This is a genomic window from Armatimonadota bacterium (assembly GCA_037138755.1).
Taxonomy (GTDB): domain Bacteria; phylum Armatimonadota; class Fimbriimonadia; order Fimbriimonadales; family Fimbriimonadaceae; genus Fimbriimonas.
This window is the reverse complement of record JBAXHT010000001.1, coordinates 834,666-861,529: the sequence shown is the minus strand read 5'-3', so window position 1 is coordinate 861,529 and position 26,864 is coordinate 834,666. Positions and strand designations below refer to the sequence as shown.

At 54.4% G+C, this 26,864-nt stretch carries 23 protein-coding genes; 6 read left to right on the top strand and 17 right to left on the bottom strand.

Annotation, left to right across the window (positions count from 1 at the left end):
- Positions 1 to 34: 34 nt before the first annotated feature.
- From WCK51_04140 to acnA, 4 genes are all read right to left on the bottom strand, one after another.
- Positions 35 to 859 (bottom strand): carbohydrate ABC transporter permease, encoded by an 825-nt coding sequence (locus tag WCK51_04140; protein ID MEI7576059.1) that lies wholly within the window; start codon positions 857 to 859, stop codon positions 35 to 37.
- Positions 856 to 1,722, bottom strand: a complete 867-nt coding sequence (locus WCK51_04135) for a sugar ABC transporter permease (GenBank protein ID MEI7576058.1) — start codon at positions 1,720 to 1,722, stop codon at positions 856 to 858. Before WCK51_04135 ends, WCK51_04140 begins: the two co-directional genes overlap by 4 nt.
- A complete protein-coding gene (locus tag WCK51_04130) occupies positions 1,722 to 2,693 on the bottom strand; it encodes a Gfo/Idh/MocA family oxidoreductase (protein ID MEI7576057.1) in 972 nt (323 codons plus the stop codon). Before WCK51_04130 ends, WCK51_04135 begins: the two co-directional genes overlap by 1 nt.
- A gap of 93 nt (positions 2,694 to 2,786) precedes the next feature.
- Positions 2,787 to 5,501 carry an aconitate hydratase AcnA gene (gene acnA, locus WCK51_04125; GenBank protein ID MEI7576056.1) on the bottom strand — a complete coding sequence of 905 codons (2,715 nt, stop codon included), beginning with the start codon at positions 5,499 to 5,501 and terminating at the stop codon, positions 2,787 to 2,789.
- 215 nt (positions 5,502 to 5,716) lie between these two features.
- Here acnA and WCK51_04120 point away from each other — a divergent pair, with 215 nt between their 5' ends.
- Both WCK51_04120 and WCK51_04115 read left to right on the top strand, forming a co-directional pair.
- The gene (locus WCK51_04120; GenBank protein MEI7576055.1) at positions 5,717 to 7,726 is read left to right on the top strand and encodes a hypothetical protein; all 2,010 of its coding nucleotides are present in this window, start codon (positions 5,717 to 5,719) and stop codon (positions 7,724 to 7,726) included.
- Positions 7,727 to 7,854: 128 nt separating this feature from the next.
- Positions 7,855 to 8,889 carry an AAA family ATPase gene (locus tag WCK51_04115; GenBank protein MEI7576054.1) on the top strand — a complete coding sequence of 345 codons (1,035 nt, stop codon included), beginning with the start codon at positions 7,855 to 7,857 and terminating at the stop codon, positions 8,887 to 8,889.
- 58 nt (positions 8,890 to 8,947) lie between these two features.
- Here the strand turns inward: WCK51_04115 and WCK51_04110 are convergent, their stop codons facing one another.
- On the bottom strand, positions 8,948 to 9,568 hold the full coding sequence (locus WCK51_04110; GenBank protein MEI7576053.1) for a YceI family protein: 621 nt from the start codon (positions 9,566 to 9,568) through the stop codon (positions 8,948 to 8,950).
- Positions 9,569 to 9,658: 90 nt separating this feature from the next.
- Here WCK51_04110 and infA point away from each other — a divergent pair, with 90 nt between their 5' ends.
- Positions 9,659 to 9,925 carry a translation initiation factor IF-1 gene (gene infA / locus WCK51_04105; protein ID MEI7576052.1) on the top strand — a complete coding sequence of 89 codons (267 nt, stop codon included), beginning with the start codon at positions 9,659 to 9,661 and terminating at the stop codon, positions 9,923 to 9,925.
- A gap of 78 nt (positions 9,926 to 10,003) precedes the next feature.
- Here the strand turns inward: infA and WCK51_04100 are convergent, their stop codons facing one another.
- Both WCK51_04100 and fabG read right to left on the bottom strand, forming a co-directional pair.
- The gene (locus WCK51_04100; protein MEI7576051.1) at positions 10,004 to 10,729 is read right to left on the bottom strand and encodes a hypothetical protein; all 726 of its coding nucleotides are present in this window, start codon (positions 10,727 to 10,729) and stop codon (positions 10,004 to 10,006) included.
- A gap of 118 nt (positions 10,730 to 10,847) precedes the next feature.
- On the bottom strand, positions 10,848 to 11,573 hold the full coding sequence (gene fabG, locus WCK51_04095; GenBank protein MEI7576050.1) for a 3-oxoacyl-[acyl-carrier-protein] reductase: 726 nt from the start codon (positions 11,571 to 11,573) through the stop codon (positions 10,848 to 10,850).
- Positions 11,574 to 11,636: 63 nt separating this feature from the next.
- On the opposite strand from fabG, the gene WCK51_04090 reads away from it, so the two are divergent.
- Positions 11,637 to 12,029 (top strand): DUF6855 family protein, encoded by a 393-nt coding sequence (locus tag WCK51_04090; GenBank protein MEI7576049.1) that lies wholly within the window; start codon positions 11,637 to 11,639, stop codon positions 12,027 to 12,029.
- Positions 12,030 to 12,070: 41 nt separating this feature from the next.
- Here the strand turns inward: WCK51_04090 and WCK51_04085 are convergent, their stop codons facing one another.
- From WCK51_04085 to WCK51_04040, 10 genes are all read right to left on the bottom strand, one after another.
- Positions 12,071 to 13,324, bottom strand: coding sequence for a Glu/Leu/Phe/Val dehydrogenase (locus tag WCK51_04085; protein ID MEI7576048.1), 1,254 nt, complete (start codon positions 13,322 to 13,324; stop codon positions 12,071 to 12,073).
- Complete coding sequence (locus tag WCK51_04080) at positions 13,321 to 13,812, bottom strand: hypothetical protein (GenBank protein ID MEI7576047.1); 492 nt, start codon at positions 13,810 to 13,812, stop codon at positions 13,321 to 13,323. Before WCK51_04080 ends, WCK51_04085 begins: the two co-directional genes overlap by 4 nt.
- On the bottom strand, positions 13,809 to 14,585 hold the full coding sequence (gene mreC / locus WCK51_04075) for a rod shape-determining protein MreC (GenBank protein ID MEI7576046.1): 777 nt from the start codon (positions 14,583 to 14,585) through the stop codon (positions 13,809 to 13,811). The genes WCK51_04080 and mreC overlap by 4 nt, the downstream gene beginning before the upstream one ends.
- 44 nt (positions 14,586 to 14,629) lie before the next feature.
- Positions 14,630 to 15,676 carry a rod shape-determining protein gene (locus WCK51_04070; protein ID MEI7576045.1) on the bottom strand — a complete coding sequence of 349 codons (1,047 nt, stop codon included), beginning with the start codon at positions 15,674 to 15,676 and terminating at the stop codon, positions 14,630 to 14,632.
- Positions 15,677 to 15,683: 7 nt separating this feature from the next.
- On the bottom strand, positions 15,684 to 15,965 hold the full coding sequence (locus tag WCK51_04065; GenBank protein MEI7576044.1) for a DUF370 domain-containing protein: 282 nt from the start codon (positions 15,963 to 15,965) through the stop codon (positions 15,684 to 15,686).
- A gap of 88 nt (positions 15,966 to 16,053) precedes the next feature.
- The gene (locus WCK51_04060; GenBank protein ID MEI7576043.1) at positions 16,054 to 16,383 is read right to left on the bottom strand and encodes a hypothetical protein; all 330 of its coding nucleotides are present in this window, start codon (positions 16,381 to 16,383) and stop codon (positions 16,054 to 16,056) included.
- Between the two features lie 69 nt (positions 16,384 to 16,452).
- Positions 16,453 to 17,985, bottom strand: a complete 1,533-nt coding sequence (gene purH / locus WCK51_04055) for a bifunctional phosphoribosylaminoimidazolecarboxamide formyltransferase/IMP cyclohydrolase (protein MEI7576042.1) — start codon at positions 17,983 to 17,985, stop codon at positions 16,453 to 16,455.
- Complete coding sequence (locus WCK51_04050) at positions 17,982 to 19,586, bottom strand: hypothetical protein (protein ID MEI7576041.1); 1,605 nt, start codon at positions 19,584 to 19,586, stop codon at positions 17,982 to 17,984. The genes purH and WCK51_04050 overlap by 4 nt, the downstream gene beginning before the upstream one ends.
- Before the next feature lie 62 nt (positions 19,587 to 19,648).
- Complete coding sequence (locus WCK51_04045) at positions 19,649 to 21,004, bottom strand: extracellular solute-binding protein (protein ID MEI7576040.1); 1,356 nt, start codon at positions 21,002 to 21,004, stop codon at positions 19,649 to 19,651.
- An 8-nt stretch (positions 21,005 to 21,012) separates the two neighbouring features.
- On the bottom strand, positions 21,013 to 21,465 hold the full coding sequence (locus WCK51_04040) for a DinB family protein (GenBank protein ID MEI7576039.1): 453 nt from the start codon (positions 21,463 to 21,465) through the stop codon (positions 21,013 to 21,015).
- 262 nt (positions 21,466 to 21,727) lie between these two features.
- Here WCK51_04040 and WCK51_04035 point away from each other — a divergent pair, with 262 nt between their 5' ends.
- Together WCK51_04035 and WCK51_04030 are read left to right on the top strand one after the other, a co-directional pair.
- Positions 21,728 to 23,650: an S-layer homology domain-containing protein gene (locus WCK51_04035; protein MEI7576038.1), complete on the top strand. Its 1,923-nt coding sequence runs from the start codon at positions 21,728 to 21,730 to the stop codon at positions 23,648 to 23,650.
- A 79-nt stretch (positions 23,651 to 23,729) separates the two neighbouring features.
- Complete coding sequence (locus WCK51_04030; GenBank protein ID MEI7576037.1) at positions 23,730 to 26,828, top strand: S41 family peptidase; 3,099 nt, start codon at positions 23,730 to 23,732, stop codon at positions 26,826 to 26,828.
- Positions 26,829 to 26,864 lie beyond the last annotated feature (36 nt).

Here is a 26,864-nt window from a genome sequence, read left to right as displayed (position 1 = left end):
TATTGTAGGCAATTCTTGTGCCAAGCAGTATCCCCTAACCTTTAAGTGCCCCGGCGAGCATCGTCTTCTGAATCTGTTCGCGGAAGATCAAGTACACCACCATCACCGGAATCATGACGATCACAATTCCCGCAAACAACGCTCCCCAGTCCCCAGCGTACTGCTGATTCTCAGTCAGGTTTGCGACTCCGACCGGGAGCGTCGTGAAGTCCGGAGTGTTCGCCAGTACCAAGGCTAATGGGTATTCATTCCAGAGTCCAATCAAGTTGAAGATGGCGACGACCAAGACCCCGGGCTTAGCCAAAGGCAACATGACTTTCCAGAATGTAGCGTTATCCGAACATCCGTCCAGCCGCGCGGCTTCCATCAGTTCTCCCGGAAGCGCTTGGAAGAATCCGTGGAGCACAAACACCGTAAAGGCAAGCGAATAAGCAACGTAAACCAGGATCAGACCAATCTTCGTGTTGAGCAAGCCGAGCTTGTCGACCAACAGGAAGAGCGGAACGATGACCAAAAAGTTAGGGAACATCAAGCCGCCCATGAATCCTCCCAGGATGAATTTTGAGCCCCGGAATGGATACTTGGCTAGCACGTAAGCCGCCATCGAGCCAACCGGAATGAGGATCACCAAAGTGCCGATCGTGATGATCAAAGAGTTGACAAAGTTCTTTGCAAATCCGCCTTCACCCCAAGCGACTGAGAAATTCTTTGCGCCTTGCGAAGGGTCTGTCGGCAGTGACCATGGCGAAGCGAGGATATTTGCACCACTTTTGAAAGAAGTCAAAAGCACCCAAGCGAAAGGCCCGACGATTGAGATCAGAAACACCCAGAGAAGTAGCCAGCCTAGGAATCTGCTCATCGCGATCTCTCCGGATTTCGACCAATTGCCAAAGAAGCTAACCCGCCCAGCAACATCGCGACAATGAAGCCATACACCGCCAGTGTCGCCGCTTGGCCCATCTGAGATTCATCCCAGCCCCTCTGATAAACGAGGGTCAGAATGGACTGAGTCGAATTGTCTGGACCCATCTTTGTGAGCAACTTTACGATAGCAAACATGCCCATAACGTTCGCCACGACGTACACAACTGCGACCTTCTTCACTGACCAAAGAAGTGGCCAAGTCACGTTCTTAAAACGGTGCCAGCCGCCCGAACCGTCCAGCTGCGCGGCCTCCAAAACTTCCCCATCGATATTCTTAATTCCCGCCCCGAAAAGCATCACATAGAATCCGACCGCGTGCCAGCAGAACACGAGTAGTACCGCCGCATTCGCCCACCCCTCGGTACCCAGAACCCCGTTCTCGAGCTTCGGCCAACCGAGCGCCTGGGTAATGCCAAATCTTGGATTGAACAGGAACGACCACATGATGCCCACCACCACTATGGAGACCACCTGTGGAAACAGCATCACTGTTTGCACTGTCCGCGCGAGTCGAGTCGGCTGAGCGAGTGCATGGGCAATCGCTACGCTCACTCCGATCAGCAAGATTCCCCCGCAAACGAGCAGCAGAAACTGGTTCACCGCCGCCTTGTGCATGACGTCGTCCTGTGCCACCGTCAACAGGTTCTTCGAACCCACAAAGGTCATCTTCTTAGACAGTCCCTTCCACCGGAACATTGAGTAATAGAACGTCTGGACCAACGGAACACCGACAAACAGCGCGTACAGAAGCACGGCAGGCGACAGATACGCCAGGACAAACAGGCGACGTTTGAGCATTAAGCCTTGGACAATTCTATCTCTTTCAGAGTCATCCGCAATGAAGCGATCGAGCTCTCAGGTGTTGTCACGTCGAACGGCTTACCTGTCGTGACCCGATCGACAAAGTGCTTGATCTCGTGGAAGTACCCGCCCATATCGCTGATGTTGCCGCCACCCGCCGCCGCCATCTTAGGGAACTCCGGCACGTAAGGGTCTTTGCCCTTCTCGTAAACCGTCATCGGCCCCCCATCCATAATCACCGCGCCTTGCTCGAAAACCGCTCGGAAAGCCATTTTGAAAGGCGTCTTTGGAGGCATGTTCCAGCCGCCTTCGAGGTGGCAAATCGCCTTATCGTAAACAAACGTCGAGAAGATGTGGCTGACCCCCTTCTCATCGATAGTTCCCTTTGAGAAAACTTCCTTTGGGGACCCTAAGATGTACATTGCGTAGTCAGTGTCGTGAATGTGCATATCCAACGCGCCACCGCCCGCCTTGCTCTCATCGGCCAACCAGTTGTCGCTCCCCCAACTCGGAAACTCGCCGTAGCGCGTAAGGTTCAGACTCAAAAGCTCACCGATGTTGCCCGTCAGGGCAATCTGCTTCAACATCGCATACTCCGGCCAGAACCTGATGCAGTGAGCAATCATCAGCCGCACATTGTTCTCCTCACAAGCCGCCTTCATCGCCTCCGCATCCGCCACATTGAGAGCCATCGGCTTCTCGCAAAGAACATGCTTCTTCGCATTCGCGGCCTGAACCGTGAACTCCTTGTGCAAGTAAGTCGGCAAGCAGATATCCACCGCCTCAACCTCGCTCAGCAGCTGCTCATACGAAGTAGAACACTTCACTCCATGCTTCTCTGCAAAAGCCTTCCCCTTCTCCGGACTCAAATCAAAGACCCCAACCAGCGAAGCCTCATCAAGGGCTGCATAAACATTCGCATGCATCGACCCCATAAACCCGCACCCAACCAGCCCAACTTTCAACATGTTGGAAATAGATTAGCCGTTTTGCTCAGGTTAAAAAAAGGGAACGGGGAGATCAATCGTTGGACTGATCTCCCCGTTCCTAGCAGCTGGCAATTAACCGTTCAGCAGCGATCGCAGAACATACTGCAGAATGCCGCCGTGAACGTAGTACTGGATCTCCTGCGGAGTGTCGATTCGGACTCGAACCGGGAACTCCTTAACGGAGCCATCGGTCGCGGTTGCCTTCATCGTCAGCACCTTTCCATCGGCAAACTCAGAAGCCACCGCAACAGAAAGACCTTGTAGATCAAACACCTCGTGCCCGGTCAACCCAAGCGACTCCTTGGAAGCGCCGTCCACAAACTCCAAAGGAAGAACCCCCATTCCAACCAAGTTCGACCGGTGAATCCGCTCGAACGATTCTGCTAGAACGGACTTCACACCCAGCATGAATGTCCCCTTCGCAGCCCAGTCCCGGCTCGAACCCGAACCGTACTCCTTACCGGCAATAATAAATAACTTTGTTCCTGAAGACTTGTACTTAACCGCCGCATCGTAGATGAACTCCACCTCGCCCGTCGGCAGATAAGTGGTGTAGCCACCCTCCGTTCCCGGAGCGAGCTGATTCCGAAGCCGAACGTTGGCAAACGTCCCCCGAACCATCACATCGTCGTTCCCCCTTCGCGAGCCGTAAGAGTTGAACATCTTCGCCTCAACCCCCCGCGAGATCAGGAACTGACCTCCCGGAGTGTTCGCCTTAATCGAACCTGCCGGCGAGATGTGGTCGGTGGTAATCGAATCGCCGAGAACCGCCAACGCCCGCATTCCGTGCAGATCAGCGACCGTCGAAGGTGCCGTCGCCGACATGCCCTCAAAGTAAGGCGGATTCTTAATGTAGGTGGACGCGGAATCCCAACCAAATCGGTCAGACCCCTCAACCCCAATCGCCTGCCACTTCTCGTCGCCCTTGAAGACGTCGGCATAGTGCTTGTTGAACAAGCCCGTCGTCACCGCGCCCGCAACCGCCTCCGCAACTTCGTGCTGAGTCGGCCAGATGTCCTTGAGATAAACCGGCGAGCCATCTGCCCCAACTCCAAGCGGGTCAGTGTTCAGGTCGATATTGATCGTCCCTGCCAAGGCGTAGGCAACAACCAACGGCGGCGACATCAGGTAGTTCGCCTTGATGTCCGGCCCGATTCGTCCCTCAAAGTTCCGGTTCCCCGAAAGCACCGACGTAACGACCAAGTTCTCCTTATTGACCTTGTCGCTAATCGCCTGCGGCAACGGTCCCGAGTTCCCAATACAAGTCGTACAACCGTAGCCCACGATGTGGAAGTTCAGCGCCTCCATGTACTCCAGCAAGCCCGCCGCGCGGTAAATATCTCCCGCAACGCGCGAACCCGGAGCCAGTGACGTCTTCACCCAAGGCTTGACATCAAGACCCTTCTCAACCGCCTTCTTAGCCACCAAACCGGCCGCCAAAAGCACCGAAGGGTTCGAGGTGTTGGTACATGACGTAATCGCCGCCACTACCACCGAGCCATGCCCAACCGAACCAACCGCCGCATTCGCCTCGGCTTCAGCTTCAGTCAACGTACTCAGCCCGCGCTCAACTCCACCCGCAGTGGCTGCAACCGAAATCTGATCCTTAAACGTCGAAGCAAAGTTCGACCGAATCTCCGACAACACCAACCGATCCTGCGGCCGCTTAGGTCCTGCAACCGAAGGCTCAACCGTTCCCAGATCAAGCGTCAACGTATCCGTAAACACCGGATCGGGAGCCCCTGGCTCCCAGAACATTCCCTGCGCCCGGTAGTAAGCCTCAGTCAACTCAATCGACTCTTCCGATCGACCGGTAAGCCGCATGTACCGCAGAGCCTCCGCGTCAACCGGGAAGATTCCGCAAGTCGCGCCATACTCCGGAGCCATGTTCGCAATCGTCGCCCGATCCGCAAGCGGCATCGTCTCAAGTCCAGGGCCAAAGAACTCAACAAACTTACCAACCACGCCCCGTGCCCGAAGCATCTGGGTAACCGTCAAAACGAGGTCAGTAGCCGTAGTCCCCTCACGCAAACGACCCGAAAGCTTGAACCCAATGACCTGAGGAATCAACATCGTCACCGGCTGACCAAGCATCGCCGCCTCCGCCTCGATTCCGCCCACGCCCCAGCCCAAAACGCCCAGGCCGTTGATCATCGTGGTGTGGCTGTCGGTACCAACCAAAGTGTCCGGATAAGCAACGCCTTCCGGGTTCACAAACGTCACCCGCGCAAGGTTCTCCAGGTTCACCTGGTGAACAATTCCCGTATTCGGAGGAACGACACGGAAGTTGTTGAGAGCCTTCTGGCCCCACTTCAGGAACTCATACCGCTCCTGGTTGCGCTCAAACTCAAGGTCGCGGTTAATCAGCAAAGCCGCTTCCGAACCGTAAGCATCCACCTGAACCGAGTGGTCGATGACCAGCTCAACCGGCTGCAAAGGATTGATCTTCGTCGGATCGCCGCCCAAAGCCGCCATCGCATCCCGCATCGCCGCGAGGTCCACCACGCAAGGAACGCCCGTAAAGTCCTGCAAAATAACCCGCGCCGGAGTAAAGCTGATCTCCTTCGTTGGCTCCGCCTTCGCATCCCAAGCCGCCAAAGCCTCGATGTCTGCCTTGAAAACCGACTTGTTGTCCTCAAGCCGCAACAGGTTCTCCAAAAGCACCTTTTGCGAGTAAGGCAGTCGCGAGATGTCAAACCCTCGCACCTCCAGCGACTTCAGCGAATAGTAGGCATAACTCTTGCCCCCAACTTCCAGCGAACTCTTCGTCTCAAAACTGTTCAGCATTCATTTCCCTCCGAACGGAATCCTGCTACTCCGAGTGCAATTTTGGGGTCAAAACAGTGATCGAAGAGGCTCCGTGCGCTTCATGAGAGGATACCTGGAGAGCTACTTTTCAGACTGTTAGCCTCCGACACCAGAAATCAAGCTGTCATTTTAGTCGCTTCAAAACACAAAAATTTTAACAATCTGAAGCCTAGCCAATCCTGTAAAATCTGGACATGATTTCACGTCTTTGCACGGCGCTCGGCATCCTTGGGCTGTCGCTTTTTTCTGTCGCCCAGGTCCGTCCACCTGTTCAAGATGGCGCCCCGAACCGGAATAATCCGACACTCAATATCGCAAAACTCGATCAGCTTTCCACCAACGAGCTTTTGATCAACTGGCGAGGGAACGGCACCGCCTCATTTTCCGCTCAAACCGCGCCAAGGCTGAACGGATCAACCAAGTTCACCCTCGCGATTTGGGGTTTCGGAGTCCCCAAAGAAGGTCAACACTCAGCTGGTGGCCGAGAGCCAGCCGCAACAGGAATCAAACAAAAGGTCGGGCGAATCGTTGGCGTCCTCGATCTCGGCACCAAGTCAGGAAACTTCAAAGTCGACGTCAAGTTCTCCGAGTTCGCGCCGTTCCCTTCGACCCTCATCACCTTCTCACCGCCAGCTGGAAACACAACTCAAGCCATCGCCACCGCTCAATTGGCGCAAGATCGAAAGGATGCGTTGCAAGATATCGCTCAAAACGGCACAACGGACTACTACGCTCAACTCACATCCGCCGACGGTGGCGCGTCCAACTGGGTGAAGATTCAGTACGGCGAGCCCGTGCCAAAGCCCCGGACCACAAGCCTCGAGGTTCAAACCGTACGCTCAACACCGGAGTTTCCCGAAGAGCGGTGGGGAACAGCGAAAGAAATCGTAGCTGGCGAATCGCTTCTTTCTTTCCGCTGGGCTACCGCTTCCGAGGCGACATATGCTCTCGTGCAGGTAGTTGACGGCGATTTCCCTTCCAGTTGGGCTCTTTGGGCTAACGCTAAAAACGAAGTCTACAGAGCGGATCTGCCAACGAACAAACTCGGCAAAAAGAGTTTCACGATTGAGGTTAGCAAGCTGAAAATCAGCAAGAAGCCCGCCACGTTCAAAGTACGAGTGATCCCGTTGCTGAAGAACGGGGATCTTGCGGGAATGCCGTCACCAGAGACGACCCTGACGGAACCGTTGGCACCCGTGGCAAAGGCCGATCCGAACGCAAAAAAGCTGACCTTTACAACCGAGCTGGTTGGATGGGAGCCTGCTTACACCGGAAACTGGGACGACAAATATCGCTTCGTTGTAGCAAGCGAGTTGTCGCCAAAGATCGTTGGTGATGTCACAAAGATCATCGGCAAAGAACCAGCACGCGGCGATAAACTTTACCTTCCTCCAAAGGAACCTAAGCCAGATGACCCGTGGTACAAAAAGGTTTACAAATCCATCGCGACGGTTTTGGATTTTATCTATAAATCATGGTCCAATCTCAACACGATCTTTTCGACGATAGAATTCAATTTGAAGGAAGCATTGAAGAAAGGAGTAAATGAGGTCGCGGAAAAATGTGGTGCATCGAAGGCATCCGTCGAAAAGGCGTGGGGAGTCGCTTTGGCACCACTGAAGATTTCGAATGAAGTAGGGGGTTTCATCCCAACTTATGTCAATAGGGGTTCCTCATTTATAAAAGTCCGGATGCTTGATGATCTGGGCGTGAAAGACCCTCAGGCCCGACGGATCATGGGTGGCAATATTGAAGGGGCTGTCGTTTCGTGGGCATGGGACAATTCCTACCTGGCAGTTGGTAAAGAAGAAATTCAGGGTCTAGCGCCTGATCCAGATTTCATGATTCACACAGCGGTTGCTTACTTCCGGGTCCGAACCAACCGGGTTACTGGTCTGGCTTCCGACTATCGTGAGCAAGGACCGACCATCTCGCTCAAAGTCGGTGCATTTGCCAAGGCTTCGGAGAACATCGGTGGAAATGTCGATTATCGAGATCTGTTCGAGAAAACGATCTCGTGTCCAACCATGGCGCCAGATGAAGAGCTCATCATCGCCGTTCCAATGGACTACCACTGGTCGCACCAAAGTAAGTACCAAACATGGTGGGAGACCTACAACCAGAATCAGAAGACCCGCTACACCCTAAACGGAAACTCCGTCTTCGGTCAGCCGGTGACTTCAAAATGGGGCAAGACGCAGTAGATAAATCGGCGACAGGGGAGAGCCAAATTTTGCCAGAAGTGGTTTGGCATTAGGACTATACAGGGAAATGAATCCAAACTTCTCACCTGTCAGGTTGACAAACACCCCCAATCGTTGCCTATAAGTAAATGCTCACAGATCTCAGCGTTTACGCAAACCTCGATGACGACGAAGACGACCAACCAAACATCCTACGGACTAACATCGACTTCGCCTGCGAACCCAAGTCGAGCCGGAAGCCCGCCATCACCGACAACTTCCTACAAGCAAAAGAGAAGAACCTCCAGTTCTACTCAAGAGCCAACGGAAACCAACGCCTCTTCAGTCAAAACAGCCTCGTCCTCCTCGCCGGACCACCCAAAATCGGCAAGACCACCATCGCAATCGCGCTCGCCAAAGCAATCGCCCAAGGAAAGACCTTCGGCGGGTTCCCGATGGAACAAGCCGCCGCCGGGTTTCTCAGCTTCGACGACTCCCCCGGCGAAATCCTCGCCACCCTCGACCGTCACGCCGACGTCAACCAAACCACCCCGCTCTACCTCAGCTTCGGCGGCGACCCGATCGACACTCCGTCCGGACAAGAACAAATCGAGAACTTCCTCATCAAACACAAAGGAGAAGCCGTCCTCTTCATCGACTCCCTCCATGCCGCAATCCGGAAGAGTCAAACCAAGGACGCAAGGGCTGTAAGAAAGTTCATCGACCCCCTCAAGCGCATCGCCGAACGAGCCGGAACCATCATCCTGCTCCACCACACCGACAGCCGAGGAAACCAGATCGCCGACCACACCCAACTCCAAGCCGCCGTCAGCCAAACCATCCAGATGAAGCTAGAACAACGCGAGAACCACCGAATCATCCAGTGGATCAGCAAGGGCCGTGGCACCGGAATCTGCCGAATCGCCCACTTCCGCAGCGAAAACGAAACCCACTACGCCCCCCACAACCCCGACCCCCTCGCAAACCTTGACCCAAGAGACATCAGCACCGAACCCATCCTGAAAGCTCTCCAGAATGGCATCCTCTCGCTCGCCGAACTTGTAGCCGAAACCCGACTCTGCGCTCCAACTGTCAAGTATCGGCTAACCAAGCTCCTGAAAACCGGTGCCGTGAAAATTCACCACCAACGGATGGGACCAAAACGCTACAAACTCGCCATCTAGGTTCAAAGAGATGGGAAATCCACGGGGTCCCCACCTCCAATTTCCCATCCAATCGGGGTTACCGGTACAACATTCCCGCGCAGCTCAAGCTAACCTCGACTTTGTTGCTCAGCAAAGTCTCCTTAACCGCCTTCCCAATCTCGAAGTCAAAGCGGTTGAACGAAAAACGAGTGTTGAACATCAAGAGGTCACCGCCCTTATCGCCAAACCGCTCCTTCACGCCGTCCTTCACCATGCGAGCCGACACTGGAACCGAAATCGACTTGGTCACGCCCTTGATCGTCAGATTGCCCGTGGCCGTGCCCTCAAACTCGCCGTTCTTCGCCTTCTTCACCTTGCCCGAGGTGACTTCAAAAGTTGCCGTTGGGAACTTCGCAGCGTCCAGGCACCACTCGCCCATCATGTTATTCGACATCACTTCGCTGGTCAGCTTCAGAGATTTGATGCCGATCACAACCTTGCCCTTCGACTTCTCCGGATGCTCCAGATCCAGCATGATCGAGCCAGAAACATCGTTGCCTTGGCCATGAACTGGCTCAAGACCATCGACCATCGCAAACGTAAATCCGTTCGCCCCCTTCGGATCCTGAATCTCGTACTGCTGAAGAGCGGCGCGGCGCGAGCCGAAGCCGACCAAAAGAACAAACGGAAGAGCGAGGAGAAGAGACTTGCGATTCATGGCGATCCTAGTAAACAGAGCCAGCAAGACTCCGACTGCATTGTACTTACGCAAAGGGCAAATTTGACGTTAGCGGTAAACTAAAACCACATGGCTCGACGAAGGCACTATAAACCCAAAACCAACGACCAGTCGGATAAGGAAAAAGGGATCGAACTCGATGGCACAATCGTCGAGAACCTTCCAAACGCCCGATTCCGAGTCAAGTTGGACGAAGGCGATATGGAAGTGCTCGCCCACGTCAGCGGAAAAATGCGAATGCACTATATCCGAATCATGCCAGGCGACCGGGTCAAGGTCGAACTGAGCCCCTACGACCTAACCATGGGCCGAATCACCTTCCGGCACCGAAATTAAGCCGCCCCATCAAACACAAAAGGGCAAAAGCAAAACGGGCACACCAATTGGTGTGCCCGTTTTGCTTTTCAAGAAAGCTCAGCTTCGCCAAGCATCAACGTCAAACTTGGTCTGAACCAACTGACCAGCCTTGTGAGTAAAGGCATGCAGTCGGTACCAGCCAGTTAGCAGACCAGCATCGCTCTTCACCTGGCTGAGAGATTCTTTGGAACCAGCCTTGGTCAAGGTCACCGTGTAGTTGAAACCGGACTTGATTGTGTCCCCAGGTAGCTCCACAACCTTGCCAAACTCGCCGTAGGTTGCAACGGGCTGTTCAGCTTCGATCGAACCAGACTTCGTGACGTAAACATCAAAGTTGCTCACGCCGTTGATCGGAGCGTCTACGACAACTTGGAGCATCGGCTGAACCTTTCCAACGAGGGTCTTGGCCTCAACTCGATCGCCAGACGGAGTTCGAGTCGTGACGATCAAGTTATGATAACCCAGCTTGGTCTCGTCGGTCTTGACATCAAAGTTACCGTTCGATCCAGTGACGCTGTAGCTGACCGTCTTAGGGTTTGCCTTGACGCCCACCTTGTGCTGCTCAAGCAACAGGGAAGGACTGGCAACCGCTACGGCTTGTGAAGTGGAACCGCCGCCAGTGGACACTGTTACTGCGTCAACGCCGTCGGCAAGGTTAGCAACGTAAAACTTCTTGTTTGCATCCGGCTCGAAGTTGTACTTGTGCGCGGTCGAGCTTGTCGATTGGTAGATCACCACTCCGGCGAGAATGCTAAGGGCTAAGATCAATCCTTTTGGGTCCATGACACTTATAACTTAGTGCTTTTTGGATGCCCGCAAGAGGGTTTTGGAAAGGAATCCCACCGAAAGTGGCAGGATTCCATGTCATAGATTTTGTTGACACTCTTGACTGATTTAGCTGTTAAAGAAACAGTCCGCCGTCAACCGTGAGAGTCTGCCCTGTGACATAGGCTGCATCTTGGGAGGCCAAAAAGAGGACCGCAGGAGCAATATCCGCCGGAGTCCCTAGACGTCCTGCGGGAGCGCGTTTTATCACGTCGTCCTTAAACTCCTGCGGCAAAGCCTCGGTCATATCGCTCTCGATGAAGCCCGGAGCCACCGCGTTGCAGGTGATCCCTCGCGAGCCAAACTCCTTGGCGATGGTCATTGTCAGGCCGATCAGGCCCGCTTTGGCCGCCGCGTAGTTCGCCTGCCCAGCTCCGCCGTGGAGGCCGATCACGCTGGTGATGTTGATGATTCTCCCGTACCGGGCTTTCATCATCGGTTTGGCGACGGTTCGAGAAGTGATAAACGCGCCCTTGAGATTCACCTCAAGAACGCGATCCCAGTCGTCGTCCTTCATTCGGAGCATCAAGGTGTCTCGGGTGATTCCCGCGTTGTTCACCAACACGGCTGGTGTACCTAAGTCGCTCGCGATTGCCGCAAAAACCTCTTCTACCGAAGCAGTCGACGAAACATCGCAGGCATAGCCCTTGCCGCCAATCGCCTCAGCCGTCTTGTTTGCCCCTTCCAGAGTGGTTGCAATGCAGGCGACTTTTGCGCCTTCGGCGGAAAACGCCTCAGCAATCGTCCGTCCAATTCCCCGGCTCGCACCCGTAACAATCACAACCTGATCCTGAAAACGCATCCTTCTAGGATACTTGAGCAACCTTAACTTGACCCTCAAAAGGGAGCCTGATATCATTTCACCATGCCAGAGATTGGAACCAAGGAAACACCTTGGCAACTCAAAACAGCGCCTGGAACCTCGGAATACACGATGTATCGAGATGGTGATGTTCTCGTCTGTAAAGTCGGCTCAACGACTCTTCACTACCTTTGGCGATGCATCGAAGACTGCCACGCTATGCTGAAAGAGCACGACGACTGGATGGACCTAGGCTCCGCAGATGAGCAGAAAGAAGCAAAGCCGGGCACCGTCGAAGCATGGGGCAGATCGGAATCCAATCCCATTGGCGGCTGGTATGGTCAGAAGAAGGGCTTCCGTGGTCGGTTCGGCATGTACGTTCCGCCGCTGATGGAAGTGCTCGGTTTAGTCGAACTTGAACACAACCCGAAGAACAATCGGGTGCGAGCGAAATAGAATCTCCCCGTTCTTTGTCGGAAAGGGGAGACACGGAAACATCAGGGGAAGATTCCGCGGCGTACGGTTGCGTCGGCAACTCGCTTGACACCGATGATGAGTGCTGCGGTTCGCATGTCAGTCTTGTGCTGCCGCATCGTCGCATCAACCTGGCCATAAGCACGCTGCATGATCTTGGTGAGCTGGTCGTTCACCCGATCTTCTTCCCAGAAGAAGTTTTGAAGGTCTTGGACCCACTCAAAGTAGCTGACGACGACACCGCCTGCGTTCGCAAGAATGTCGGGGACCACATGAACACCACGATCGTGAAGAATCTTGTCAGCTTCAAACGTACAAGGTCCGTTTGCACCTTCGACGAGTAACTTCGCTTTGATTTTGTTTGCGTTGCCTTCATCGATCTGAGCGGCGATCGCGGCGGGAATCAGAACGTCGCATTCAAGCTCAAGGAGTTCTCGGTTGGAGACTTTTTCACACTCTTTGAACTCTTGGATTCCGCCTTCGCGTCCTGCATAGCGGTTCATGAGCTCGGCAACCGGAAGGCCATTGGGGTTGTAGATCCCTCCGACGGCATCTGAGATCCCAACGACGATTGCTCCATGCTCTTCGGCAATCTTGGCAGCGGTAGCGCCGACGTTTCCGAAGCCTTGAACGACCACTTTGGCACCGCCGAGATTCATGTTCATTGTCTTAGCGGCTTCTTCAGTAGCAACGATGACGCCTCGTCCGGTTGCTTCTACGCGACCCAATGAACCGCCGAGGTCAACTGGCTTACCGGTGACGACTCCCGGCACGGTATAGCCCTTTTGCATCGAGAAGGTGTCCATGATCCACGCCATGGTCTGAGCGTTTGTGCCGATGTCTGGAGCCGGAATGTCGCTGCGCTCGCCAAGGATCATGTTGATCTCGGTAACGTATCGGCGAGTGAGCTTTTCGATCTCGCGGCGGCTGAATTGCTTGGTATCGACTTTGACGGAGCCCTTTGCTCCGCCGTAAGGAATATTAACAACCGCGCACTTCCAAGTCATCCACATTGCCAGAGCGGTTGTTTCGTGAACATCGACGTCTGGGTGGTACCGGATTCCACCCTTCGTGGGACCTCGCGACGAGTTGTGTTGAACGCGGTAACCCTCGAAACACATCACTTCGCCGTTGTCGAGCACAACGGGGAAGTTGACGATGAGTTGCCGCATGGGCTTGCTCAGGACCTGATGCAGACCAGCATCAAGATCAAGGTACTTGGCCGCTACGCTAAGCTGCTCGCGGGCCATGCCGAGGACGTCGTGGTGTGCGCTCATGATAATTGTCTCGTTTTGACGCCGGACAGCTTTTCGACTGGCGCGAAGACCAGGGCAGCGAGAACGGCGTTGTACATCGCGGATATCAGTGTATCCCTCAGACTTCCAAGGATGTTCGGTTGTGACGTTAAGAACAGGAAGACCAGACCCGCAAGGATTGACGCAACAAAGCACGCCATTGCCGCGATCATGGCATTTCTTTGGAACCGCAGTTCAATGATCGACCCTCCGATCCAGCCAACGATCAGCCTCGTCACGACGTACTGCCACATGTTGGCCCCGGTGATCGCGCCTTGGAAGAATCCACCTGTAAAGCCGGCAACTGCAGCTCCCCGCATGTCCGATAACATGCTAATTACCACTGTTGCCACGATCAAAAAATCTGGCTGAGCACCAAAAATCGCGATGTCCTTTGCCAACCCCTCATTGAGCCCACCACAAATCCAAAAGGTCAGGATCGCCACCCACACAAGAGCCCTGCTGTTCATTTGAGAATGACAACCTCACGAAGATTTCCTGGGTTGACCTTTGGGAGGACAATTGCACGAGAAGCACCTACTTCGGGTCTGGTTTCCGTGCTTAAAACTCTGCCAATAATGATTCCGCGCGGGATACCTCTGGGGAGCTTTTCTGAGAATCCGCTCGTCACAATCATGTCTCCGCTTTTGACGGGAGCATTTTCGCTCTGAAAGCCAAGGATGAGGGTTTCCGTATCATCACCTCGGATCAGGCCATAAGGGGCTGGATTGTAGCCTAAAGCGGTGGCCCCAATTTGGAACGAGGGCGCCGTGAGAAGAAGTGCTTGACACTCGCTGGGGGCAACAGTTTGTACGCGGCCAACGAGTCCGGCTGCGCAAACAACCACCATCCCCGGCTCGATTCCCTTGCTCTTTCCAGCGGCAATCGTGACTCGGTCTTCGATTGCGGAATAGTAGATGACATCTGCGAGAACTTTTGGACGATCGAAAGTCTTTTCCAGCTCAGACAACTGACGTAGCGAGTCGACTTGAAATTCGAGGTCTTTGATCCTGTCGTCATAGAGGCTGAGAGCATCTAGCTGACGCTTAAGCCGCTCATTTTCGAGAGAGTATTTGTCACCTTGAATCGCTCCAGAAAGGAATCCTGATATTCCAAGGTAGGTTTTGTTTGAGATGGAGGCAATCGGCTGACAGATGGTCCTGACAACCAGGTCGAGAGGGCTTGTCTTTCCCTGATTGCGTTGCGATGACTGGATGTAAGAGATAGCAAAGCCCAGGATCAATAGCCCTGCAAACCAGAGGAGCGGACGGGGCTGCGATTCTTTTCTTACGGCTGGGATGACCTCTCAAGCATTTTGCGAATCAAAGCGTTTTCATTCATCTCTTCGACGATAATTCCAGTTCCGAGTGCAACGCAACTCAGCGGATCGTTCGCGATGTGTACCGGAACCAGTGTCTCACGAGAGATGAGTTTGTCCAGGCCGCGGAGGAGAGCACCGCCTCCAGCCAAGTAGATTCCACGCTCCATGGCGTCTCCAGCAAGTTCGGGAGGTGTTGCTTCCAAAGTGAGTTTGATGGCATCGACAATCTCTCGAATCGGCTCCGCAATGGCGGTTCGGATCTCTTCGGATGTAACAACCGCGGATCGAGGCAGCCCAGTTACGAGGTCGCGACCTTTGATCACCATATCCATTTCTTGCTCCAACGGGAATGCGGAGCCAATTTCCAATTTGACCTGCTCTGCGGTTCGATCACCAATGGCGAGGTTGAACGCTCGTCTAACGTAGCTGATTATCGACTCATCCAGCTCGTCGCCGGCAGTGCGAACCGATTTCGAAGAGACGATTCCGCCCAAAGAGATAACTGCGACTTCCGTCGTTCCGCCACCAATGTCCACGATGATAGAACCACTCGGCTCAGCCACGGGAAGACCCGCGCCAATCGCCGCCGCCATCGGCTCTTCGACGACGTAGGCGGCCGTGGCGCCAGCTTTACGAGCTGCCTCTATGACCGCTCGACGCTCAACTTCGGTGACACCGGAGGGAATTCCGACCACGACCGTTGTCCGGAAGGCCCCTCGGCTCAGTGCGGAACCGATGAAGTGCCGAAGCATCTCTTCGGTGTGCTCGTAGTCGGCAATGACCCCATCCTTGAGAGGACGGACTGCGACAATGTTTGCCGGAGTTCGTCCGAGCATCCGCTTTGCTTCTGCGCCAACTTTGATGACCTTTCCGTCGTCCTGACTGACCGCGACGACACTTGGCTCACGAAGGATGATGCCTCGCCCTGCGACGTACACCAGGGTGTTGGCAGTTCCTAAGTCAATACCGATGTCTCGGTGAAACCTGCCAAAAAGCGATCGCATCAAACTCATTTTCTAACTACTCTTCAGCTTCCTCAGCATCGTCCGGAGCGTGTCCGATTTCTGTCAAGCGGCGAGCCAAGGTCTCTTGTGAGATGGCGGAAAGGACAACATCACCGCTGGTCGTAAAAACCACTGACTTGGTCTTCCTTCCCTGTGTGGCATCGATCACTTTTCCCGACTGGCGAAGTCCTTGGACCATCCTCCGCATCGGAGCTGACTCCGTGCTCACCATAGCGATGATCTTGTCTGTGAGCACATAGTTGTAGAATCCAACGTTTAGGACAACTGGTGCTGGCATAAAAAAAACTCCCTGACAGATTAGCCAAGGGAGTTTACTTGATTTGCAAGCACCTACCGTCCCAGTTGCTTACGAAACAAATTCGAATCTAATTTCCTGCGCCAGAGGACGCCGCCATTGCTTTTCCGCGACCTCCATTAGGAGCCCCACCGCCAGGACCACCAAATCCAGCCGCGGCAGCAGCACCTGAAGCAGCTGAACCTCCTGCTCCTCCGGCTCCTGGTAGTGCATTCCCAAGTTGGACTCCTGGATCTGGTAGCTTGGCCGTCGTCGTATTGACTGCGGTTGGCGCGGGCTCCGGAACGAGTGTAGGCTTGGTGAAATACAACACTGCAATCGCGATGAGCGCAATCACAGGCGCAACGATCGAGATGATCAAGTTCGTTTGGGGATTCGGTCCAGCACCTGTGTTGCTCATGATATTTAGTTCCTTCGATGCAAGGGATAGACGACTAGGTTACACCATTTTGCTTTTTTTGCCAAGGGGTTAATGATTAAAGTGTCGGGTTCCTGTCAAGCACATCGCAATTCCGAGCTCATCAGCTTTATCGATCACTTCTTGATCCTTCTTGCTACCCCCCGGCTGAACAATCGCCGAAATGCCAGCTGCGGCAGCTGTTTCGACTGAATCGGGGAAAGGGAAAAACGCGTCACTGGCGAGAACTGCACCGACAGATTCATCTCCAGCCTGGTCCAGCGCGAGCCTTACACTCTGGACGCGGTTCATCTGTCCCGCACCGACCCCGAGCATTTGCGAGTCATTTCCGACGACAATCGCATTCGACTTCACGTGTTGCACAATGGCCCACTGTAACTTCATCGCCGCCATCTGAGCTGGCGTCGGAGCCTTCTTGGTGACGATTCTCCAATCCAAAGCAGGGTCTTCATCGCTGTGCTGAACGATTGCACCTCCTCGAATTGCCTTCATTGACAGGAAACTCTTCTTTGGAGGGAGAGCTACTTCGAGCAAACGGACGTCTTGCCCCCAACCAGCGCGCTGCTTGAATAGCTCGACTGCCTCTTCTGTAAACGAAGTGGCTAGAACGACTTCAAGGAAATTGCCTTTAGCGGTCATGATCTCAGCCGCTTCGATGTCAACAACGCCTTTGAATGCGGCTATTCCCCCGAAGGCCGAGATCGGATCGGATGCGCGCGCTAGGCTGTAGCTTTCGCCGAACGACCGGCCCGTCGCAGCGCCACATGGGTTTCCGTGCTTGATGATCGCGCAGGCATTCACGGGCATGTCGCCAACAAGCTCCCAGGCTCCCACCGAGTCGTTGATGTTGTTGTAGCTCAACTCCTTGCCCCACAACTGCTTCGATTGCGGGAGCCCTGGTTGTCCTAGGCCATCGGCATAAAGAGCGCCGCTCTGATGGGGGTTCTCTCCGTAGCGAAAACCCTGAACGCGACGCAGTCCGACGGCCAAGAACTCCTGATCAAGCTCCTCGGCCCCAGTTGTGGAGAACAAGTAGCGAGAGATCAGACTGTCGTAATACGCGGTCAACCTGAATGCCTGCGCAGCAAGCTTCGGTCTAAGTCCACCGATCGTGCCGTCTTTTAAGGCCGCCAACACAGCCGAGTAATCCGCAGGATCGGTGACAACCGCCACTGAAGCGTGATTCTTCGCCGAGGCTCGGATCATCGCCGGACCACCGATGTCAATCGACTCAATCGCGTCGGCAAGCTCATGCGGCTTAGAAACCGTCTCCTCAAACCGGTAAAGATTGACCGCTACAACTGAGATTGGCTCTATTCCGGCCGCCTTCATAGCGGCGACGTGGTCTGGATTTCCAACAACTCCAAGCAGACCACCGTGCACCATCGGGTGCAACGTCTTCACTCTTCCTTCGAGCATCTCAGGAAAACCGGTGACTTGACTCACGTCTGTGACGGCCAATCCTGCTTCTCGAAGTGTCTTTGCGGTTCCGCCGGTGCTCAACAACTCAAAACCTATCTCAGCCAATCCACTTGCGAATTCAACGATTCCTGACTTGTCGGTGACAGAAAGAAGTGCTCTCATCGCCCGTTCGTTCCTCCACCAGCTGTGGTCGCACCAGTCGTATTGCCTCTCAAATCGCCATTATCAGGATCAGTTGGAGGCGGTTCGGCAGCCTTCTTCACTCGGACCGTGATTGACTTCGTCACCACTTTGCCGTTAGCATCGGTGGCTTTAAGGATAAACGTGGTCTTTCCAACAACTGGAATCTCCGTCGTTCCTGAAGAATCCAGAGAGTACGGCTGGCTTCCCGTATAGCTAAACTCGATCTTTGAAGCCTTTTCAATCTGCCAGTTCATCGTAACCTTTCCGCCCTCTTCCACCTCCTCCGGAGAGATCTCAAACTTGACGATTTTCACCAGTACCGGCTCGATCATTTGGACCTTAAAAGTCTTCTTGACGCTCTTGCCAGCCGAGTTCTCCGCAACCACGGTGTACTCGTTCTCGCCAAGTTTAGCAGGCTCAATAAGGATCGTATTCAGTCGCAGATCAAGGTCAATGTTGTCCGGACCTAGCTTTGCTTTCACCACCCCAGTGTCGAATTTGTAGCTGAGCGTGAACTTTTCACCTTTGTTGATCGTGTCCTGGGAGGGTTTCAATTCAAGAATCTTTGGCTCAGGGACGAACGGAGCTGCTTCAACAATGATGGTAACGGAAGCAGGCTCACTCTGTCGATTGTCGCGGAAAGCAACTGCCTGAATCGTCAGGCTGCCCAGAAGCGGAGTTTCGACTTCTTGAGTGCCCTCTGGCGGCAGATTTTCTCCAATCGGCTTTCCGCCGGCAACAAGCTTGACCGCTGAAGCATTCGTTGCTTGCCAGTGGACAACAACTTTTGTGCCCTGGGTTACCTTAGTCGGTCCAGTCATGAGGTCGAGAATGACCTCTGGTTTTTTGGGTTGTGTGAGCCAGACTGTCAAAGCGAGCATTGACATGATGAAGAACACAATAATCGTCGCAGGTGTAATGAATGGTCGGACTTCAAGCTGAGCCTGCGACGAGGCAACCACACCCGGCGTTGTTGTGCTACGCCCAGTCACTGCAAAGCCAATGAGCCGAGGGGAGCCGAGAGGAGAACCCTTTTTGGGGTGAACGGCGAAGTCAACATCTCGCTGTTGTCCGGGCCCTACCGTGATCTGCTCATCATCGAACTCATATGTACAAGAGTTCTCGGGGTCGTCCGCCATCAGCTGAACGGTATGTTCGCTGTTCCCCATGTTCATCACTGTCGCGGCAAAGATGTTTTGGGTCTTTGTAGCAGTAACGAAGCCTTTTTTGGGCGTAAGTTCCAGGGTGAGCGAATGGAACGGTTTGACCGTAAGAATTCCCTGAGCTATACGCTGATCCCCTGTGGCAAGCGAACGAACTTTTGCGACGAACGGAAAATTGCCTGCTGTGCTCTCGCTTTGACGAGGTGGCTTGAAGAAGACCTTGAGACTCTGCCGTTCACCTGGCTTGAGCTCCGCAGACGGAACCGGGATTGCGATCCACTCTCCGTCAATGCCTTCGATACCGATTTCAAAACTTTCGGTGGCCTCTCCACGATTCTCAACTTCAAGAGTGAGCGGTGCGGTGGCTCCTGGTTCGACGACTACCGACTCAGAAGATATAGAGGCAACGAGGGACATGCCCCTATATTGTATCTTGTTAGAATTGCCGGGGCGAGTCATTCGCCCCGGTGGCCCAAGCCTTAGAGTTTGTGCTTCGTGATCGATTCGTCGTCACGTGTCGCTTGCGCGGCCTTTTCAGCGCGCTCACAAAACTCTTCTGGGGTCGCCTTTCCGCTCACAAGTGCCGTCGTTGCATTCTCAAGCTCCTTGAACATCGCCGGATACCAGCTTCGGAACTGTACCGACCAGATGTCTTTGCTTTCCCCGTAAATTCGGGCCGGCTCAACAACATATTCTGGGAGCTTCGCACCGTCGGCGGCACCTTTGATTGCCATGAGAGTCCCCTTCTCCTCCACAAACTGCTTTGCCTTTGCGGGTGAAGTCATGTACTTGTAGAAGTCAATCGCCAACTCAGGATTAGACGCCTTCGTCGGAACCATCCAAGGTTCTATTGCAACTTGGATTGCGGTCGGATCGCCTTTTCCGCCATCGACAGTCGGCGGCAACATGAAAGCGATTTTTCGACCCTTGGGCCAGCTATCCTTCATCTCCGGGTGAATCCAGGTTCCGCAGGGAACGAACGCGGCTTTGCGGTTCAAGAACCCAGCCTGAGATTGGGTATGACTCATTCCTACTGCGCCGCTCTCGAAGAAACCTTTGTCGCGTAGCTGTGCGATCATCTGGGCAGCTTTGAGCATGCTCGGAGACTTCCATGCGCCAGGTTCCAGATTCTGACATGCGGTCAATGCGGGCTGACCACCTTCGCTGACCACCCACGGCAGCATCATCATGCACAGCATGTAGAAGGGATATTGACCCTGGAAGGTTATGGGAGCCATGCCCTTTGCCTTAATCTTTTCGCTAACGGCTAGAAGCTCGTTAAACGTCTTTGGCACAGTCCAACCGTTCTCCTTGAATAGTTCAGGGTCGTACCACCAGCCGTACAGGATGACGTAGTAGGGCAGGGTCCACTGCTTACCGTCCAATTGTCCGAGCTTTAGCAGAGCCGGATCAAAAGTCTCGCCCCAAGGGGTCTTGCCGTCGGCCGCCGGAGTCTTGAGAACCTCCTCGAGAGCCATTAACTGATCTTCTTCAGCAAGACCCCAGTGATCCATGCCCCAACCCGGGAAGGTCAAATCTGGAACTTTTCCACTGACAAATCGAGGCTTTAACTGCTCCCAGACGCGTGGGTTACCATCGACCTTGATTTCGGTTCCTGGGTGCTTTTCGGTGTACTCCTTGGCCGCCGTCTGGAAGAAGTCAATCCCGTAACCGCCTTTGAACGACTGCACTTCGATCTTTCCGGTCGGAGCCTTGGCCGCGCCAACTTTGGGGGCTGGGATTGAGTCGCCAGTTTTGGGGTCTTCCGCCCCCGAGGATCCGCAGCCGGAGAGTGCAACAGCAAAAAGGGCGAGTATCGGAATGCTCCATCGCATGGTTGCCACTATCTTACACCCCACTCCCAGAGTCCGTACGCGACTTTATCGGGAAGGGAGTGCCCAGCCTGACGCAATGCAATTTCAACACTTGCACGATGAAAGGCCTCGTGCGCCACGATGTAGCCCAAAAATCCGGCAGCATGGGGCTTAAATCCCTTCACTCTTCCTTCGGGATTTTCGGCCCGCCTGAAGATCTCAGTCATTGCTTGCGTGCTTAGGCTCAGAGCATCAACTAACACCTGACGGGAGGGATTATCGAGTTTTGGAACCGAGTCGTACAAGTCATGAGCAGCGGATTTCACCCACATTCGACGGACATTGTGGAGATGAACAAACTGCCCGAGCACGGTCTTTCCTTTCTCGAGCTGGATGTCCAACAACCCATCTGAAATCGCTTCCAGTAGGTACAAATTGAGCCGGGAATTGATCTCCCAGGACTGAACGATTGCGTCATTCATGGCAAGGGAATTGTATTCGGACGCACCAGATTAGCCAAAAGACCCGACAAAAAGCTGAGAAATCTTGCATTACTGCAATGCGTATGTGATAATGAAATTGACTCAATGCGAGTCAATAGACGCAGGAAGCGCACCGAGCGGATTTAAATCGAGCGGCTTGGGACTCACAAGGAACATAGGAAAGTGTGAGAACCGGCTCCGGTTAGATCTGCAAAGAATGCAGAATGCGTCGAAAATCTAAAACGGAGAAAAACGAAGAAACATGAACAAAACGTTCAAGTACGCACTCTCGGCAGTTCTCGGCGTCGCTATGGTAACCCCAGCGTTCGCACAAGGATTCCCTGACGTTGCTGATACCCACTGGGCCTACGAAGCAGTCACCCGACTCAAGAAAGAAGGAATCATTACTGGTTATCCAGACGGCACCTTCCAGGGCAAGAAAAACATCACCCGCTACGAGATGGCAACCCTTCTCTACGCGATCTACCAGAACATGAAGAACGTCACCGACGGTCTCAATTCGCAGATCGAAGCTCTCGAAGCTCGAGTCAACGCGATGAAGCCGGCACAGGGCGGAAACAGCGGTAGCGACACCACCACCATGGCAGCTCTCAAGGCTCTTCAATCCGACGTTTCGTCGATGAAGGCATGGGGCAGCGATGTCAGCCAACTCAAGAAGATGGCTTCCAGCTACGAGAAAGAGCTCAGCTCGCTCGGAGTCGACGTCGAAGCTATGAAGAAGGATCTTAAGGATCTCGATGCTCGCATCAAGGTTCTTGAGGGCAAGAAGAGCAATGTCACCATCAGCGGCGACGTCAACTTCTTCGTCACCGCAGGATCCAAGGGTTCGGCTGGTAACGCACTTCTGAACCAAGACAACCGAACTGCTGGTGGAACCACCAACGGTGCAGGCCTTGACACGCTGGGCGTCAACCACGAACTCGCGTTGACCCTCAAGACCGACACTGCTAAGGCAACTTTGGTTGTTGGTAACATGGTTGGCCTCAGCAACAGCGGTGTTCTCGGCTTCGGTGCAATCGATCAGTCCGGCGTTCTTCCGAACAGCGGACGAGCTTACGGTCAAGATGGTCCAACCGCTATCTACCTCCACGAGCTCTATGCCAACCTCAGCGACAGCTTGGTCGGTATGAACTTCGATGCAAAGATCGGTCGACAAGGCGTTAAGATCAGCCCTTACGTCATGCAGCGACTCGACACCACTTCGTTCTTCGAGAACGAGCGATACGACAACGGCGAATACGCCCTTGACGGTATTACCGCTGGATTCAGCTTCGGTGGCAACACCAAGCTTGGTCTGTTCCTCGGAAACGTTGGCGGCGCAAACCTCAACGGACGACAAGTTCAGGGAATCACCATTGGTGCTGAAGATCTTGGAATCGGCGCAGCCGACCAACTGAACGTAGCACGAGCAATGGGCGCTGTCCTCAAGTTCGGTCTCGGCGATAAGGGTGGCATCACCGCTTCGCTCGTGACCTTTGACGGCAACAGCGTTTCCGCTGGCCCAGTCCTTACTGGCGGCGCAGGCTTCAACCGAAACGAAGTCTACGGAATCGATCTGGACTATAAGCTCGGTCACAACCTCTCAGTGATGGGCGGAGTTGGCAAGAGTTCGTTCAAGACCAACAAGACCGACAACAGTGCAGGCGACAATCAGCGACAGAACTTCGGAGTGAAGTACAACGCTGGCAACCTTGACCTTGGCGTTGGCTACCGAAAGGTTGAGTCCAACTACCAGGCTCCAGGCGACTGGGGACGACTTGGCTTCTACCGAAACGTCAACGACGTTAAGGGCGTTGACTTCAACATTGGATACAAGGTTTCGGACAACCTGAGCCTCAGCGGATCGCGAGCAAACCTCGACACCATCACCTTCGGTGGCGGCGTCCGAGGCGTCGAGTCGACCAACATCGGCGCGAACTTCAAGATCAACTCGAACTGGACCCTCATGGCTACCTATGAAGACACTCAGTTCAAGAATGGCTTCTACAACAACGACACGTTCAAGTACACCACGCTCGGCTTCGGCTACGACATGGGTGCAAACACGCTGTTCAAGTTGTGGTACCAAGTTGGCGACGTTCAAACCACGCCAAACATCTCGACCAACGGTGCTGGTCAGAGCAAGGGTTCCTTCATCGGAGCTCAGTTCTCGGTCAAGTTCTAAACTAGGCTAAGAGCAAAGGATTGGGGGCGAGCCGAATGGTTCGCCCCCTTTTCATTTTGCCTTCGGCTACACTTTCTGCATGAAGCGATTTTGCAGCTTTACTTTAGGGGCGCTTGCCCTGGTCTCCGCTTCGGCAATGGCTGAAGAAATCAAGCGAATCCAGTACCCGGCAATCTCTCCCGACGGAGCCACGATTCTCTTCTCTTGGCAAAGCGACATCTGGTCGGTCCCCAGAACAGGCGGGAAAGCTGTTCGATTAACCGTGCACTCGGCACCTGATTCTCGACCGGTGTGGTTCCCTGATGGATCTCGTTTTGCATTCTCGTCGTCACGCTACGGAAGCATTGATGTCTTCACTCTAAAGCCAGACGGAACCGATCTCCGCCGAGTCACATACGATTCTTCCTCGGAGCTCCCATCTGCCGTATCACCCGACGGTCGATTTATCTACGGCTCAACTTCGCTCTGGTCGCGAGGGGACATCTTCCGGGTTCCGGTTGCCGGTGGCGATCTTCAACGGCTCACAAGCCATCCGTTTGAAGCGAGCTTTGCCCCCAGCCTATCGCAAGATGGCTCAAAGGTGTACTACAACCGTGGTGCCTACCGCGAGACCGCTTGGCAGAAGATGGGGATGGTCAGCTCCGCCCTTCCCGAAATTTGGGTTGCTGACAATACGGTCCCGCTGAGCAACCACAAACGGCTGACCAACAACGAGAATACCGACCTCTTCCCGATCCCCCAAGCGGACGGCTCAATCATTGCTGTCACCAATCGAGGTGGTGCTCCAAACATCTGGCGACTCCTGAAAGGCGAAACTCCACTAACCAAGCATGTCAACGGCTCCAGCCGTAACCCTTCCACAAGTAGGGATGGTCGGTATGTTGCCTACGAGTTTGAATCCGAACTTCAGGTCCTCGATACCGTAAGCGGCCAAACATCCGAAGTCAAAGTGGAAGTTCCGGCAGATGATCGCATCAACCCGGTGCAGGAAGTCACAGTATCAAGCGGGATTACCGAGTTTGCTGTATCGCCCGACGGAAAGCGGATTCTAGCAGCAGCAAGAGGCGACGTGTTCTTGCTTCCCGAAAAAGGCGGGACAACTCGTCGGGTCGTCGGCAACACCGGCCGCGACTATGGCGTCACTTGGCTCGACGCCAAGACCGGTCTCTATACGACAATGGAGAAGGGCCTTCGACGGATCAAGCAAGTGGATCTCGACGGTGACTCAAAAGACTTTCTCGTCGATTCTACAACCGACCTGATGTCGCCGGTCGTCTCACCAGACGGAAAAATGGTCGCGTTCCACAAGGGCTCGACCGAGCTTTGCGTAGCAGACAACGAAGGCAAGGGGACCAGAACGCTTCTGAAAGCCAACTTCACCGACGCATACGAAGGAGCCGCACTCGTCAGTTGGTCACCCGACAGTGCCTATCTGGCGGTCAGCATCATCCAAGGGCGCCGAACTTTGGTTTCCATCATCGAGGTGAAAAGCGGAAAGGTGACTACCGTCGCGAAAATGGTCAACCGTCCCCAACGCGGCTCCGTCAGCGTTCCCCAATTCACCGGCAACGGACGGTCCCTCTTCTTCATTTCACCCGAGTACGACAACTCCGACTTGTACGTCGTCGATCTGGTGCCCGCTGATGTAACGTTTACCGAGGATGACCTGGACAAGATCGACGACACTTCCAAAAAGGACAAACCGGCAGTCGAGGTCAAGGTCTACGAACCGAATCTTGAATCGAGACTGCGTCGGCTGACCACTGCCGGTTGCAACGGGGCAGTTCCTGCGGCAGACGGAAAATCAATCATTGCGCTTACGGATGCAGGTCTGGCTCAGATTAACCCGGCCACTGGCTCGGCATCAACCCTGATCGCAGCAGCAACCCCCGGCTTCCGCGTTCAAAGCGGATTCGTCAGCGGTGGGAAGCTGTATGTTCTGAACGGAGGAACAATGGCGAGCGTCAACGTTGCGGGTGTTTCTTCAAGCCTTGTGCCCATCGCAATGAGCGCGAGCTATACGGTTAACGCAAAGGCCGAGGAGCGGGCTCTGTTTGAAGAAATCTGGTGGACGCTGGACGGCCAATACTATGACCCCAAGATGAACGGCAAGGACTGGAAGGCGATCAAGACCAAGTACGCCACTCTCGTGCCTTTCGCCTACGACCGAACCGACTTCTACCGGATGATGGGTGAGATGATGGAGGAGCTAGAGTCCTCCCACCTCGGAGCAACTGCCCCTCCTGCCGACTTCCCTGGCTCCGGAACGGAGTCCACAGCGTTTCTGGGAATCGATCTGGATCCGGCAGCACTGTCGCGCGACGGCTCTGCGGTGGTTGGAAAGGTCATCGCGAACTCGCCGGCGGACCACCCCGCGATGATGCTGAAAGTCGGCGATAAGATCGTCGAAGTTGACGGGGAAAAAGTGGCGGGATCATCATTTGCCCAGCTTCTCAACAAGAAGTCCTCGCGAAAGGTCGCCCTACGAGTCGAGCGCGATGGCAAGTTTGAGACGGTGACGATCAAGCCCGCATCTTCTGCCCTACGAAGCTCTCTGGACTATGATAACTACGTTAACGAAACCCGGGCGCGGGTTGAAAAGCTGAGCGAAGGCAAGCTTGGCTACGTTCACATACGGGCGATGGACAAGCCCAGCCTAGACCAGTTCCTCCGCGAAATCAGGACCCAGGGAGAAGGGCGCAAGGGCCTCATCATCGATGTGCGCTTCAATGGTGGTGGCTCAACGGCTGTGGATGTCTTAAACACCTTGATTCGCTCTCCATGGCTGATCCGAACTACTCGCGGTGAATTCGGCCTCAAACTCTCTGAGAACGTGTATCGTAGCGACGCTCTTGAGTTGCCCACAGCTCTCATGTGCAACACCTTCTCGTTTAGCAACGCCGAGGTCATCACTGAGGGCTTCCGAAAACTGCGGCTCGGACCAATCATTGGCGAGCGCACTCCTGGCTATGTCATCGGAACCGGTGCCGCCTCCCTCTGGGACGGTGGAACAATCCGCATGCCTGTCATCGGCGCTTACGCAGTCAATGGTGAGAACCTAGAAAACGGCGGTCGTCGCCCCGACCACACCGTCTGGTTCGACCCCAATGCCTGGATGGAGGGCCGAGACCTGCAAATCGAGCGAGCCGTAGTGGAACTTCTCAAGTCGGCAAAGTGATCTCACAATCCTCCCTATTCACTTAACCGGAATGGG